The 14,033-nt window shown below is 59.6% G+C and carries 15 protein-coding genes; 8 read left to right on the forward strand and 7 right to left on the reverse strand.

Annotated elements, in window-relative coordinates; translation table 11 throughout:
- Nucleotides 1–13: 13 nt before the first annotated feature.
- From TAN611_RS19440 to TAN611_RS19450, 3 genes are all read right to left on the reverse strand, one after another.
- On the reverse strand, nt 14–3,553 hold the full coding sequence (locus TAN611_RS19440) for a transporter substrate-binding domain-containing protein (RefSeq protein ID WP_111736489.1): 3,540 nt from the start codon (nt 3,551–3,553) through the stop codon (nt 14–16).
- Entirely contained in the window at nt 3,546–4,178 is a 633-nt protein-coding gene (locus TAN611_RS19445; protein ID WP_158684837.1) for a response regulator transcription factor, read from the reverse strand. Before TAN611_RS19445 ends, TAN611_RS19440 begins: the two co-directional genes overlap by 8 nt.
- 144 nt (nt 4,179–4,322) lie before the next feature.
- Nucleotides 4,323–5,315: a type IV pilus twitching motility protein PilT gene (locus tag TAN611_RS19450; RefSeq protein ID WP_111736488.1), complete on the reverse strand. Its 993-nt coding sequence runs from the start codon at nt 5,313–5,315 to the stop codon at nt 4,323–4,325.
- 20 nt (nt 5,316–5,335) lie between these two features.
- Between TAN611_RS19450 and TAN611_RS19455 the strand changes: the two genes are divergently transcribed.
- The 6 genes from TAN611_RS19455 to hemW are packed head-to-tail and all read left to right on the forward strand — an operon-like array spanning nt 5,336 to nt 9,501.
- On the forward strand, nt 5,336–6,043 hold the full coding sequence (locus TAN611_RS19455; RefSeq protein WP_111736487.1) for a YggS family pyridoxal phosphate-dependent enzyme: 708 nt from the start codon (nt 5,336–5,338) through the stop codon (nt 6,041–6,043).
- 20 nt (nt 6,044–6,063) lie between these two features.
- Nucleotides 6,064–6,885, forward strand: coding sequence for a pyrroline-5-carboxylate reductase (gene proC, locus TAN611_RS19460; protein ID WP_105232508.1), 822 nt, complete (start codon nt 6,064–6,066; stop codon nt 6,883–6,885).
- A gap of 19 nt (nt 6,886–6,904) precedes the next feature.
- A complete protein-coding gene (locus TAN611_RS19465) occupies nt 6,905–7,459 on the forward strand; it encodes a YggT family protein (RefSeq protein WP_015673797.1) in 555 nt (184 codons plus the stop codon).
- Nucleotides 7,456–7,746, forward strand: a complete 291-nt coding sequence (gene yggU, locus TAN611_RS19470) for a DUF167 family protein YggU (RefSeq protein ID WP_105232509.1) — start codon at nt 7,456–7,458, stop codon at nt 7,744–7,746. Before TAN611_RS19465 ends, yggU begins: the two co-directional genes overlap by 4 nt.
- Nucleotides 7,747–7,763: 17 nt before the next feature.
- The gene (locus TAN611_RS19475) at nt 7,764–8,360 is read left to right on the forward strand and encodes an XTP/dITP diphosphatase (protein WP_203066893.1); all 597 of its coding nucleotides are present in this window, start codon (nt 7,764–7,766) and stop codon (nt 8,358–8,360) included.
- On the forward strand, nt 8,350–9,501 hold the full coding sequence (gene hemW, locus TAN611_RS19480; RefSeq protein WP_187044131.1) for a radical SAM family heme chaperone HemW: 1,152 nt from the start codon (nt 8,350–8,352) through the stop codon (nt 9,499–9,501). Before TAN611_RS19475 ends, hemW begins: the two co-directional genes overlap by 11 nt.
- Nucleotides 9,502–9,607: 106 nt before the next feature.
- On the opposite strand, the gene TAN611_RS19485 is transcribed toward hemW, so the two are convergent.
- From TAN611_RS19485 to trmB, 4 genes are all read right to left on the reverse strand, one after another.
- Complete coding sequence (locus tag TAN611_RS19485) at nt 9,608–10,324, reverse strand: DUF2884 domain-containing protein (protein WP_105232512.1); 717 nt, start codon at nt 10,322–10,324, stop codon at nt 9,608–9,610.
- Nucleotides 10,325–10,383: 59 nt separating this feature from the next.
- Nucleotides 10,384–11,307: a glutaminase B gene (glsB, locus tag TAN611_RS19490; RefSeq protein ID WP_187044129.1), complete on the reverse strand. Its 924-nt coding sequence runs from the start codon at nt 11,305–11,307 to the stop codon at nt 10,384–10,386.
- Between the two features lie 101 nt (nt 11,308–11,408).
- A complete protein-coding gene (locus TAN611_RS19495; protein ID WP_105232514.1) occupies nt 11,409–11,735 on the reverse strand; it encodes a YggL family protein in 327 nt (108 codons plus the stop codon).
- Nucleotides 11,735–12,454 (reverse strand): tRNA (guanosine(46)-N7)-methyltransferase TrmB, encoded by a 720-nt coding sequence (gene trmB / locus TAN611_RS19500; protein ID WP_187044128.1) that lies wholly within the window; start codon nt 12,452–12,454, stop codon nt 11,735–11,737. Before trmB ends, TAN611_RS19495 begins: the two co-directional genes overlap by 1 nt.
- Nucleotides 12,455–12,615: 161 nt before the next feature.
- On the opposite strand from trmB, the gene mutY reads away from it, so the two are divergent.
- Complete coding sequence (gene mutY, locus TAN611_RS19505; RefSeq protein ID WP_370446959.1) at nt 12,616–13,761, forward strand: A/G-specific adenine glycosylase; 1,146 nt, start codon at nt 12,616–12,618, stop codon at nt 13,759–13,761.
- Nucleotides 13,758–14,030, forward strand: a complete 273-nt coding sequence (locus TAN611_RS19510; protein WP_015673808.1) for an oxidative damage protection protein — start codon at nt 13,758–13,760, stop codon at nt 14,028–14,030. Before mutY ends, TAN611_RS19510 begins: the two co-directional genes overlap by 4 nt.
- Nucleotides 14,031–14,033 lie beyond the last annotated feature (3 nt).

Raw genomic sequence — 14,033 nt, forward strand, 5'->3', positions numbered from 1 at the left:
AGCCAACGGCATCTTAATCACGCTGTAGGAAAGGATGATTATCCTGTAGTCCCTCAAGCCGTGACGCCAGACGTTCCGTTTCATCCAGCACCCGCCCGGCAAGCGCCATCTCGCTGGTCTGTTGCAACGCCCGGCACGCCCGGTCCAGCGCATCGACATGCAACAACCGTGCGGCGCCCGCCAGCTTGTGCGCCAGTGCCTGAACGTCGTCCCACGGCACGGGTTGCTGCCGCAGCGCCTTACGCAGCCGGCCGCCATCCTCATGCAGGCTGCTTAACAGGGTGGCGATAAACTCCTGCAGTACCTCCGGCTGCTGCAGCTCCGCCGGAAGTCTGGCGAAAATCGCCTCCTGGTGCGCCGCTGCTGGCGCGTTCACCGGCAGACGCTGCAACGTCTTCTGCAGCATCGCCAGATTGACCGGTTTAAACAGACAATCGTTCATGCCGGCCCGCAGGCACGCTTCGCGTGCGCTCTCCTGCGCGTTGGCGGTCAGGCCCCAGATAATTGACGGCGCCAGATGCCGCTCACGCTCATTCAGCCGTATCTGGCGGCTCAGGCTATAGCCATCCAGATTAGGCATATGGCAGTCGGTGATAATCAGATCGAACGGGGAATGCTCCAGCAGCGCCAATGCCTGTTCACCATCCTCTGCCGCCGTGGGGCAGTGGCCGAGAAACGTCAGCTGGCGGCTCAGCAACATGCGCCCGGCATGGTGATCTTCCACCACCAGCACCCGCAGGCTCCGCTCCGGCTGGGGAGTCGTATCGTTGCTCTGCGGCTGTACGTCCATCCGCCGCAGGCGCGCCATAGACAGCGCCACGGTAAATTCGCTGCCCAGCCCGACCTCACTGTTCACGCTGATAAAACCGCCCATCATCGCCACCAGCTTACGGCAAATAAACAGGCCGAGCCCCGCGCCGCCGACGTCGTTCTGCCCCTGGGTAAACGGCCGGAACAGTCGTCCCAGCGTGCGGGCGTCGATGCCTTTGCCGGTGTCGGAAACCTGCAGGCGCAGATCAAAATGCTCTTTGGTGACCTTCTCCACCACCGCGCTTAAGGTGATCTGCCCCTGTTCGGTAAATTTGATCGCGTTGCTCACCAGATTCGACAGCACCTGTTTGAAACGTACCGGGTCGACCAGTACGTCGCCGGTAATTTCCGCATCGATTTCCAACCTGAAATCCAGCCCCTTCTGTCTGGCAACGCCGTCAAACAGCATGGCCATCGACTCGATAAGCCGCCGGATGTCGGCGCGCTGAGGGTGCAGCACCAGACGATCCGCTTCAATACGCGAAATATCGAGAATATCGCCGATCAGCGTCAGCAATGAGTGCGCCGACTCATGGGCCACGCCCAGCAGCTCGATATCCGCCGGCTCATCGCCCGGCTGGCGGTTCAGCAGCAGTTCCAGCATGCCGATAATGGCATTCAGCGGCGTGCGTATCTCATGGCTCATCGTCGCCAGAAAGGTAGTTTTGGCGCGGTTGGCGCGGTCGGCATGTTCTTTCGCCTGGCGCAGCTGCTCGATCAGGCGATCGCGCTCGGTCACGTCAAACCAGCCGCCTATTTTCCCCTCCGCCCGGCGCCCTTCGGTGATCCACAGCGAATTCCACTGCTGCAGGGTGTGCCGCTGCTCGCCCATCTGTAAATAGCGGGTGACGAACATCCCCTTGCCCTTCTCGCCGTCGGTCAGCGCAATATCTGACGCGCCGGGCAGCCCCAACGGGATATCATCCAGAGAGGTGCCGATAATCTGCGGCGCCGTAGCGCCGATGGCGCGGTAAAACGACGCGTTCGCCATCACGATCTGCCCCTGCAGATTGGTCATATAGATGGGCAGCGGCACGGCGTCCATCACCAGCTGGCAGCGGCGGGTCAGCTGCCGCTTGTTGCGCATCTGGCTGATGAAATACGCCGTGGCCAGCAAAATCAGCATCAGACTGGTGCCGAACAGCAGCGCGGGATAGTAGCGGAACCAGCGCTTGCCGCTGCTTTGCGCCCCCTCAAGCAGATAGGTATTGTTGTACCAGTTGCTGGTCATGGCATGGATATCTTCCGGTGGTATATTGAGCAGCGCCTTATCCAGAATGGTCGCCAGCGGATATTCGGTGCCGGCGACGCCAATCACGAAGTGCGCCGGTTCGGTATCCAGCGATTCCAGAATATGCAGCCCGTCGGGTTGCTCATGCGCGAGGAAGAAATCCGCGCTAATCATCGGCAGCACCAGCGCCGACACCCGGCGCTTTTTCACCGCGTCAACTCCGGCCTGCGGCGAGTCTACGCTGATGATACGGCTCTCCGGATAGCGCTCCTGCAGGAACGCCTGCAGCGGATGGCCGTCGACCAGGGCGATCACCTGCGGATCGCCCTGCGCCTTCTGGCTCGCCAATCCCACCAGCACCCAGGAGTTAACCAGAAAAGAACGGGTGGTCATCAGGCCGTTTGGCCAGACGGAATCCAGCGTCAGCCCCACCACCACGTCCGCCTTGCCGGCGTGAACCGCATTCAGCGAATCCTTGAGCGAACGGGCACGGATAATATCGAACTTCAGGCCGGTGCGATCGGAGATGGCATCCATCACATCGGCGCTTAACCCGCGAAAACCGCCCTGCACATCGAAGAAACTCAGCGGCGGAAAGTCGCCGTTGACCACCACCCGCACATGCGGATGATCCTCGACCCACTTACGCTCCAGCGACGTCAGCAGCAGGTGCTCTCCCCCCTGCGACATCGGAATGCCGCCGTTCCAGCGGCTTTGAATCTCCGCCTGCGTGCTTTCAGGAATGATCGACAGCACGGCGTCGAGGATTGTTTGCAGGCGTTCGTTGTCCGCCGCCAGACCAAAGGAAAAACCGCGCACCTCCTGCGGCGGCAGCAGCTGAATGCGCAGGTTGTTCAGATTCCCCTGATTAATCAGGTAGCGGGCGACCGTCGCATCGCCGATAAAGGCATCCAGTTTTTTGAACGACAGCGCCTCCAGCGCACGGCGGGGAACGTCCAGGCTCTGATAGTCGGCTACGGGAAAACGCTGCAGAATGCGCGGGTTATTACGATACTGGCTTTCAATGGCAATCTCCTTCAGCGGCTGGAAGCGCAGCAGACTGTCGGTGCGCAGCACCAGCGCAGGTGCTGCCGGCACATAGGCTTTGGTCAGCCGCAGGCCGGGCTCCTCTTGCCCCATTGCCGCCACGTTGCCGATCATATCAACCACGCCCTTTTGCAGATCCTGCCGCAAAGCGGCGTCATTTTCGTAGTAACGCACTTTGATCTGCACATTGAGGTTATAGGCGAGAATACCGAGGTAATCGGCGTTGATGCCGCCATAATCATTGGCGCCGCTGGTGATATCAAACGGCGGATAGTGCGGCGCCGCCAGGCCGAATACCAATACGCGTTTACGCCGCAGCCACAGCCAGTCATCGCTGCTCAGGTCGGGATCCGCCAATTGCACCTGCCCACGGCTGACCAAATTGATTTCCCGGCTTGGCGATAGCGTGACGGAATATACGCAAGCGGAAAACAGCGATAAAAATAATAATATATATTTAGCCATTATTTTCCGTGCTTCCCTGCTCGTTCAATAGCGCATAAACCTCCTCCAAAGATTTGCCATTAAACTTTTCAATCAGACGACTCTTATAAGTGCTGATTGTTTTATTACTGAGCAACAATCTGTCGGCAATATCCTTATTACTCAAGCCCTCTGACAAATAGCGTAATACCGTTAATTCACGATCGGACAGGCGCGCCAACGCATTACTATTCCGCTCCGCAGTATTAAACAACGGCGTTACCGCATCATAAGGAAAGCAGGCATAGCCCTGCAGTACCAGCTGACACAGCGGCACCAGCTGGCTGATGTCCTGATCTTTATGAAAGAATCCGCGGGCGCCTGCGCGCATGGCCCGCTCTGCGTAATTCTCCGCCGGGAGGCCGGTATAGACGATAACCTTGATGGCGCTGTTCAGCTGACGAATACGCTGGAGAACCTGCAGGCCGTCCATTTTATTTAGCATGATATCCAGAATCACCATGCCGGGGCGGTGCTCTTTTATTTTCGCCAGCGCGTCAGTGCCGCTGTTCGCCGTTATAATTACATTATCACCTAACTGCGCCAGCATTGTTTTGACGGCGAAACAGATTGCCGGATGATCGTCAACAACCAGCCAGGTATCCATAAGAACATCCTTATTCATGGGCAAGATAATCCGCGTATGGCTATGCGCCCCGTGAAATTAATAATCACAGGGGAGAACGACAGCCAAATTAAAAATAAAAATTAACAACGTCCATATTATCATTCTCGCGTCAGGATTGTGTCATTATAAAATTCCCTGCGCAATACGTTGCTGTATGCCCTGAGCAAAGGTTTGCATGCCGGCCTGCGCGCCGCTTTGCAATACGCTGGCCAGCTGATGCGTTTTTCCCTCGCGAATCATGCTGCTTACCGCCGGCGTCGCCGTCAGGATCTCAAACACCGCCGTTCTGCCGCCGCCGACCCTGCGCTGTAATTTCTGCGCAATCACCGCCTGTAAACCGCTGGCCAGTTGGGCACGCACGTAGGCTTTCTCCTCCGCCGGAAAAACGTCGATCACCCGTTCAACCGCCTGGGGAGCATTACGGGTGTGCAACGTCGCCAGCACCAGATGCCCGGTCTCCGCCGCGGTCAGCGCCAGCCGGATGCTGGCGCTGTCGCGCAGTTCACCCACCAGAATAACGTCAGGATCTTCGCGCAGCGCCGCGCTTAACGCCGCGTCGAAACTGCGGGTATCGCGGCCCAGTTCACGCTGCTGAATCAGCGACTGCGCGCTGTGATGGATAAATTCGATCGGATCTTCCAGCGTCAATATATGCCGCCGCTGATGACGGTTGATATGGTCGATCATCGCCGCCAGCGTGGTGGACTTGCCGCTGCCGGTCGCTCCCGTCACCAGAATCAGCCCCTCTTCCCGCTCGGTGAGCGCCGGAATAATCGCCGGCGCCTGCAGCTGTTCCAGCGTCGGGCAGCGTTCCGCAATGCGGCGCAGCGCCAGCGACACGCCGGTGCGCTGATAAAAAAAGTTGGCGCGCAGCCGCGTCCCGCCCGTGGTCGTCAAGGCACAATCCAACTGACCGGTTCGTCGCAGCTGCCGCAGTTGGCGCTCGTCGAGCAGCGCCGCACACAGCCGTTGCATGTCTTCTGCGGGCAGAACGGCGTCGCCCGTCAGCGGCTGAAGTTCACCATCGATGCGCATCATCAACGGTTGGGCGGTACAAAGGTGCAGATCGGAAGCATTATGCTTTACACTAAGGGCCACAAATTCATCGATATCCATATCTATCTCCCGGACCAAAAATGAGCACTATCCAACAGAATCTGCAGGATGTCAGGAGCCGTATTGCTCGCGCTGCCGAAAGTTGCGCACGCGCTCCGGAAGAGGTGACGCTGCTTGCAGTCAGCAAAACCAAACCTGTAGCGGCGATCGCAGAAGCCATCGATGCCGGGCAGCGCGCCTTTGGCGAAAACTACGTGCAGGAAGGGGTCGAAAAAATCCAGTATTTCAGCACGCAGCCGCAGGGCGCGGCGCTGGAGTGGCACTTTATCGGCCCGCTGCAATCCAATAAAAGCCGTCTGGTGGCCGAACACTTCGCCTGGTGCCACACCGTCGACCGGCAAAAGATCGCCCAGCGGCTGAACGACCAGCGTCCGGCCGAAATGCCGCCGCTCAATGTGTTAATCCAGATCAACATCAGCGATGAACAGAGCAAATCCGGCATCGGGCTGGACGAGTTGCCGCAGCTGGCGCAGGCCGTCGCCGCCATGCCGCGCCTGACGCTGCGCGGCCTGATGGCTATCCCGGCACCGGAGGAAGAGCCTCAGCGGCAGTTGGAGGTCTTCGGCCGGATGCAGCAGGCCTTTTTGCAGTTGCAGCAGCAGCACCCGCAGGCGGATACGTTGTCGATGGGCATGACTGATGATATGTCCGCGGCGATTAGCGCCGGCAGTACCCTGGTACGCATCGGCACCGCGATTTTTGGTGCCCGTGATTATTCGCAGGCCTGACAGTACAGACGAGGAACGATATGCAACACCGCAAGATTACTTTTATTGGCGCCGGCAATATGGCGCGCGCTATCATCGCCGGTCTGGTCAGCGGCGGCTATCCGGCCAACCTGATTAGCGTCTGCGCGCCGTCGCCGAACAATCGCGATGCATTGGCCGCCGACTATGGCATTATCAGCAGCGCCGACAACGCCGCCTGTGCACAGGACGCCGATGTGGTGGTGCTGGCGGTAAAACCGCAGCTGATGGCCGACGTCTGCCAGGCGCTGCAGAGCCAGGTCAGTTTTGACGGCAAGCTGGTACTGTCGATCGCCGCCGGCGTTCGGGTCGAGCGTTTCTATCAACTGCTCGGCCAGTCGCTCAATATCGTGCGCATCATGCCGAACACCCCGTCGCTGGTCGGGAAAGGTATGAGCGGCCTGTACGCGCCGCCACAGGTCAGCCAGCAGGATCGCGACTTCACCGGCGCGCTGATGGGTTCGGTGGGCAAAGTCTGCTGGGTGGACGATGAGAACGGCATTAACGGCGTGATTGCCGCCGCAGGCAGCGCGCCGGCCTATTTCTTCCTGTTTATGGAGTCCATGCAGCAGGCCGCCGAACAGATGGGCTTCAGCAGCCAGCAGGCGCGCGAGTTGGTGCAGCAGGCGGCCAGCGGCGCGGCGGCGCTGGTGGAAGCCAACCCGGAAACGTCGCTGTCGACCCTGCGCGAACAGGTGACGTCAAAAGGCGGCACCACCGCCGAAGCGCTGCGCGTGCTTAACGAACAACACCTGCCGGCAACCGTCGCTCAGGCGATGCAGGCGGCCGTTTCCCGTGCGCAGGAAATGGAAAAATCATTCTAATTAAGGAGCGAACCACGCAATGCTAACGCTGACTTTCCTGGTCAAGACCGTTATTGATATTTACGTTATGGTGCTGCTGCTGCGCATTTGGATGCAGTGGGCGCGCACCGATTTTTATAACCCGTTTTCCCAGTTCGTGGTGAAAATCACCCAGCCGGTAGTGGGCCCGCTGCGTCGCGTCCTGCCTTCGCTGGGGCCGATCGACAGCGCCTCGCTGCTGCTGGCGTTCCTGCTGATGACCATCAAGTATCCGCTGCTGCTGCTGATTCAGGGCGGCGCCATGGCGCTCAGCCCGTATAACCTGCTGTTCGGCCTGATTTCGCTGGTGAAGTCCGCCGGTTATCTGATTTTCTGGGTGATGATCATCCGCGCCCTGATGAGCTGGATCAGCCAGGGCCGCAGCCCGATTGACTACGTGATGTATCAGCTGACCGAGCCGCTAATGGCGCCGATCCGCCGTATTATCCCGGCGATGGGCGGCATTGACTTCTCGGCGATGGTAGTGATTCTGATCCTGTATCTCATCAACTACCTGGGTATGGATCTGTTCGGCGAGATCTGGTTCCTGCTGTGAGCGCCGTCACCCTGCTGCCGGACGGGCTGGTCATCAGGCTGTATATTCAGCCGAAGGCCAGCCGCGACCAGATTATCGGTCTGCATGGCGACGAGATAAAAGTCGCCATCACCGCGCCGCCGGTGGACGGCCAGGCTAACGCCCATCTGATCAAGTTTCTCGCCAAGCAGTTCAAGGCGGCGAAGAGCAACATCACTATCGAAAAAGGCGAACTGGGCCGGCATAAACAGTTACGCATTATTCATCCGCAACAGCGCCCGCCGGTTATTGCGGCGCTGATTGACTAAAGCTTCAAGGTATCACTATGCAAAAAGTCGTTCTTGCCACCGGCAACCCCGGTAAAGTACGCGAACTCGCCGCGCTGCTGGCCGATTTCGGTCTGGACATCGTGGCGCAAACCGAGCTGGGCGTCGAGTCCGCCGAAGAGACCGGCCTGACGTTTATCGAAAACGCCATCCTGAAGGCGCGCCACGCGGCACAGGTTACCGGCCTGCCGGCAATCGCCGATGACTCTGGCCTGGCGGTGGATGCGCTCGGCGGCGCGCCGGGCATCTATTCCGCCCGCTACGCCGGCGAAGACGCCAGCGACCAACAGAATCTGGACAAACTGCTGGATGCCATGCAGGCGGTGCCCGCCGGGCAACGCGGCGCCCGCTTCCACTGCGTGCTGGTGTATCTGCGCCACGCCGCCGACCCGACGCCGCTGGTGTTCCACGGCAGCTGGGCCGGGGAAATCACCACCACCTCCGCCGGCCGCGGCGGCTTCGGTTACGATCCGATCTTCTACGTCCCGGAACTGCAGCGCACCGCCGCCGAGCTGACGCGCGAGGATAAAATCGCCGTCTCGCACCGTGGTCAGGCGTTGAAACTGCTGCTGGAAGCGATGCGCAATGCCCAGTAACGCCGTACAACTGCCGCCGCTGAGCCTGTACATCCATATTCCGTGGTGCGTGCAGAAGTGCCCCTATTGCGATTTCAACTCGCATGCGCTGAAGGGCGAGGTGCCGCATCAGGAATATGTCGACCATCTGCTGGCGGATCTGGACGCCGACCTGCCGCTCGCCGGCGGTCGCAGCATCAGCACCATCTTTATCGGCGGCGGCACCCCCAGCCTGCTGAGCGCGGAAGCGATGCAAAGGCTGCTGGACGGCGTGCGGGCGCGCATTCCCGTCGCCGACGACGCCGAAATCACCATGGAGGCCAATCCCGGCACCGTTGAGGCCGACCGCTTCAGCGGCTACCAGCGCGCCGGCGTTAACCGTATTTCGATTGGCGTGCAGAGCTTCAGCCACCAGAAGCTGGAGCGCCTGGGCCGCATCCACGGCCCGGAAGAGGCCAAACGTGCGGCGCAGCTGGCTACCGGCCTCGGCCTGCGCAGTTTTAACCTGGATTTGATGCACGGGCTGCCGGACCAGTCGCTGGAAGAAGCGCTGGATGACCTGCGCCAGGCCATCGCCCTGAATCCGCCGCATCTGTCGTGGTATCAGCTGACCATTGAGCCAAATACCCTGTTCGGCTCGCGCCCGCCGCCGTTGCCGGATGACGACGCGCTGTGGGACATTTTCCAGCAAGGGCATGAACTGCTGACCGCCGCCGGCTACCAGCAGTATGAAACCTCGGCCTACGCCAAGCCGGGCTATCAGTGCCAGCACAACCTGAACTACTGGCGCTTCGGTGATTATCTGGGCATCGGCTGCGGCGCGCACGGCAAACTGACCTTCAGCGACGGACGCATTGTGCGCACCGAAAAAACCAAGCATCCGCGCGGTTTTATGCAGGGCAACTATATGGCGAAGCAGCATGAGGTAGCGACGGCGGATCGGCCGTTCGAATTCTTTATGAACCGCTTCCGGCTGCTGGAAGCTGCGCCGCGCGACGAGTTCCGCATTTACACCGGGCTGGATGAAAGCGCAATCCGCCCGCAGCTGGATCAGGCGCTGGCAAAAGGCTATCTGACGGAAAACGCCGACCGCTGGCAGATTACCGAACATGGCAAGCTGTTCCTCAACTCGCTGCTGGAGCTGTTTTTAGCCGACGAGTAACCATAAAAAAGCGCCGAATTCGGCGCTTTTTGCGTGATAAGTCCGGATAAAATGGAAGCCCCGCTACACGGCGCTTTCATTGTCCAGCCCCAACGATCTCTCCGCCTTACTTCAACGAACTCAGTAACGCCTTGCGCTGGTCTTCCAGCGAGGTGACGCGGTTGCAGACGTCGTGGCCGAAGTTTTTGAAATCCTGCTCCTGGTTGTTCCACTCGTTATGGATCGCCTTCTGCAGGCCGCCCAGGTTGCCCATGATAGCCTGCAGCGGGTTACCGCCGCTGTTGGCCGCCTGCTTGACGCCCATTTCGTTCAGGCTGTCCTGCAGCACGCCGCCCATGCTCTGCTGCACGATATTGCGGCCGTCCTGTTCAACCTGCGCAATGGCTTTGTGGTGGAAGGCCAGGCCGTCGCTGCGGTGCTCGATAATCCGGTTCATCTGCTGCTTCAGCTGGCCGTTCAGGGTGGTCAGGCGGTTACGCACGTTGCTGTCGCTGCCCAATTCCTTGACGATCACCTTATCCAGCGCCACGCGCGCCTTTTCCAGGTGCTGCTGCGCGCCGTCATCGATCCACGGCAGCTCTTTACGCAGCGCCGTCTGGTAGCGGAAGGCCTGCTGGCGCTGGCTGTCGCTCAGCGTCAGCGCCTGGCCGTCGCGGGTCACATCGCCGTCCGGCGAGATCTGCAGATTACCGCTGGCACCCACCACCTGTACGCTCTGCGGGCTGATAATCACATCGTCCTGCGGTTTAACATTGCACTGGTAGGCGGCATGCGCCTGCACGGCGGTGAACAGCAATAATGCCAAGCCGGTTTTCTTCAACATAATTTCTCCTGAGATTCCCTTCCAACCGTATACCCGTACGCGGGTAACCACAGCGGGATCTAAAAAATCGAACGACCAATTCGTTGAGACAACAGTTCCAGCGCCGCAGTTCCCGCCAGCGAGTTGCCGGAGGCGTCCAGCTCCGGCGACCAGACGACAATCGCCATCTCGTCGGGCACGATCGCCACGATACCGCCGCCGACGCCCGACTTGCCCGGCATGCCGACCCGGTAGGCGAATTCGCCGGCGCCGTCATACATGCCGCTGGTCATCATCAGCGCATTGATCTGCCGCGCCTGCAGCGGAGAGATCACCGCATTACCCTGCAGGTCGCGCCCGTTATTGGCCAGATAAACAAAGCTGCGCGCCAGCTCAATACTGCTCATCCGCAGCGCACAGTAGTGAAAATAGGTATGCAGCACGGTCAGCACGTCATTTTCAAAGTTGCCGAACGACTTCATCAGGTAGGCAATCGCCGCATTGCGGTCGGAGTGCTCAAATTCGGAACGCGCGACGCGCGCGTCGTAGGCCAGATCGTCTTCGCCGGCCAGCTGACGCACCACTTCCAGCATCCGCTGCTTCGGCGCGCTCAGGCGGGTTTGCAGCATGTCGCACACCACCAGCGCCCCCGGGTTGATAAACGGATTGCGCGGCTTGCCCTGCTCCATTTCCAGCTGCAGCAGCGAGTTGAACGGCAGGCCGGAAGGCTCTTTCCCCACCCGCTGCCAGATTTCGCTCTCCTGATAGCGCGTCAGCGCCAGCGTCAGGCTCAGCACTTTGGAGATTGACTGGATGGAGAAGCGTTCCGCCGCGTCGCCCGCCTGATACAGCGCGCCATCGACGGTGCACACGGCAATCCCCAGACGATCCGCCGGCACCTCCGCCAGCGCGGGAATATAGTCAGCGACCTTGCCGCTGCCGATCAACGGACGCACCTGCTGCAGAATCTCCGCCAGCAGCGCGTTATCCAATGCTGTTACCAACTCTTTTCTCCGGACAAAACAAAGGCGCCCTCAGGCACCTTATGACAATTCCGCGGCATGACGGGCCGGACGTATCCGGCCCCGCTATTCACAGCCGGCGATCAGTCCCACCAGATATCAAACAGATCGCTGACTTTCACTTCAGTCATGTTGCGCGCTTCCAGCCAGTTTTTCACCAGCTCGCGGTGCTCTTCGGTGCAGTGACCCATTTTCTGCAGGCAAATCAGACCTTCCCACTGCAGATAGCCGCTGCCGTCAAAGGCCAGGCCGTTAGGTTCGATCACTTCGTCAATGAAGGCGTCCAAGGTCGCGTCGATGTCCTCAACCGCGGTGCCTTCGGCAAAGCGCCAGGCGACGGAGAAGCCCAGTTCCTGAAACTCTTCGATATGCAACTTTTTACGTAAACGACGACTGCGGTTCTTAGCCATTATGCTTTCCTCTCAAACATCAAATCCCAAACGCCATGTCCCAGACGCTGGCCGCGTAATTCAAATTTGGTTAACGGACGCGATGCCGGACGCGGGACGTAATCGCCGGTTTCCGACTGATTACGGTAGTCGGCAACGCCGTTCATCACCTCTAACATATGTTCCGCATAGTGTTGCCAGTCGGTGGCCATATGGAACACGCCGCCGACTTTCAGTTTGCGCAGCACCAGTTCGACAAACGGCGTCTGTACGATGCGGCGTTTATTATGGCGCGCCTTATGCCACGGATCCGGGAAGAACAGCTGCACCATCTCCAGCGAGCCATCCGGGATCATATTCTCCAGCACCTCAACCGCATCATGACACATCACGCGCAGGTTGCTCAGCTCCGCCTCATGGGCATCGGCCAGGCAGGCGCCGACGCCCGGCGAGTGTACTTCAATCCCTAAAAAGTTCTGCTGCGGGTTGTTGCCCGCCATGGTCACCAGCGAGGCGCCCATGCCAAAACCGATTTCCAGCACCACCGGCGCATCGCGGCCGAACAGTTCCTTCAGATCGACAGGCTGCGTCTGATATTCCACGCCCATTACCGGCCAGTAGTGGTCCAGCGCGTGCTGCTGACCTTTGGTCAACCGCCCCTGGCGGCGCACAAAACTGCGAATGCGGCGCATGGCGCGGCCGTTTTCATCGAATTCCGGGGAGATGACGTCATTAATCATAGTGCTTTCTGTCTGTTTGGCTGCCAATTAGGGAAAGGCGCATTATGCAAAGATAGCCCGGTTTAGCAAGTGTTCATCTTCTCTCTCCGGCATCTTTCCCGATGTGAGAAGCAACGATATCGCTACCGTCGGAAAGTTCCGGTTTACACCACCAGCGCACTATGCTGCAATCGCGCATCAATATCAGTCTGATACGAAACCCGATTATGATGCAAGCACGCCAGTTCTCGCACCAAGTGCTTGAATGGTACCAACGCTACGGGCGCAAAACGCTGCCGTGGCAATTAGATAAAACGCCCTATCAAGTATGGCTCTCCGAGGTGATGTTGCAACAGACTCAGGTTGCCACCGTCATTCCATACTTTCAGCGATTTATGGCGCGTTTTCCCACCGTCAGCCAGCTGGCCGCCGCGCCGCTGGACGAAGTGCTGCATCTGTGGACCGGGCTCGGTTACTACGCCCGTGCGCGTAATCTGCACAAGGCGGCACAGACCATTGTCGCACAACATGGCGGCGAATTCCCGACCAGCTTTGAAGAAATTGCCGCGCTACCCGGCATCGGCCGCTCCACCGCCGGCGCCATTCTGTCGCTGTCGCTGGGGCAGCACTATCCGATCCTCGACGGCAACGTGAAGCGCGTGCTGGCACGCTGCTATGCGGTAGAAGGCTGGCCGGGCAAAAAGCCGGTGGAGAACCGTCTGTGGCAAATCAGCGGCGAAGTCACCCCGGCGGAAGGCGTCGGCCAGTTCAACCAGGCGATGATGGACCTCGGCGCGCTGGTCTGCACCCGCTCGAAACCGAAATGCGAGCTGTGCCCGCTCAGCAACGGCTGCATCGCCTATGCCAACCACAGCTGGGCCAACTATCCGGGCAAGAAGCCGAAACAGACGCTGCCGGAAAAAACCGCCTATTTCCTGTTGCTGCAACAGGGCGAGCGCGTCTGGCTGCAGCAGCGTCCGGCGGTCGGCCTGTGGGGCGGCCTGTTCTGTTTCCCGCAGTTCGCCGTTCGTCAGGAAATGGAACTCTGGCTGCAACAGCGGGGTCTGAACGCAGAGCACGCGCAACAACTGACGGCGTTTCGCCATACGTTCAGCCATTTTCATCTGGATATCGTGCCGATGTGGCTACCGCTCGACGGTGCCGGCGGCGCCATGGATGAAGGCGACGGTCTCTGGTATAACTTGGCGCAGCCGCCGTCGGTCGGACTGGCCGCGCCTGTTGAGCGATTGCTGCAACAGCTGGTCAAACAGCCGCCGACCCAATCGAATCTATTTGGCAACAGCGCCACCGATGAGGAACTAGCATGAGCAGAACCATTTTTTGTACCTACCTGCAGCGTGACGCCGAAGGGCAGGATTTCCAGCTGTATCCGGGCGAGCTGGGTAAACGCATCTTCAACGAAATCTCCAAAGAAGCCTGGGGCGAGTGGATGAAGAAGCAGACCATGCTGATCAACGAGAAAAAGCTCAATATGATGAACCCGGACGACCGCAAGCTGCTGGAAGCGGAGATGGTGCGCTTCCTGTTTGAAGGCCACGACGTCCATATCGAAGGCTACACGCCGCCGAGCGAATAACCT

The sequence above is a fragment of the Serratia sp. Tan611 genome (assembly GCF_905188235.1).
In the GTDB taxonomy this organism is placed as follows: Bacteria; Pseudomonadota; Gammaproteobacteria; order Enterobacterales; family Enterobacteriaceae; genus Serratia_B; species Serratia_B rhizosphaerae.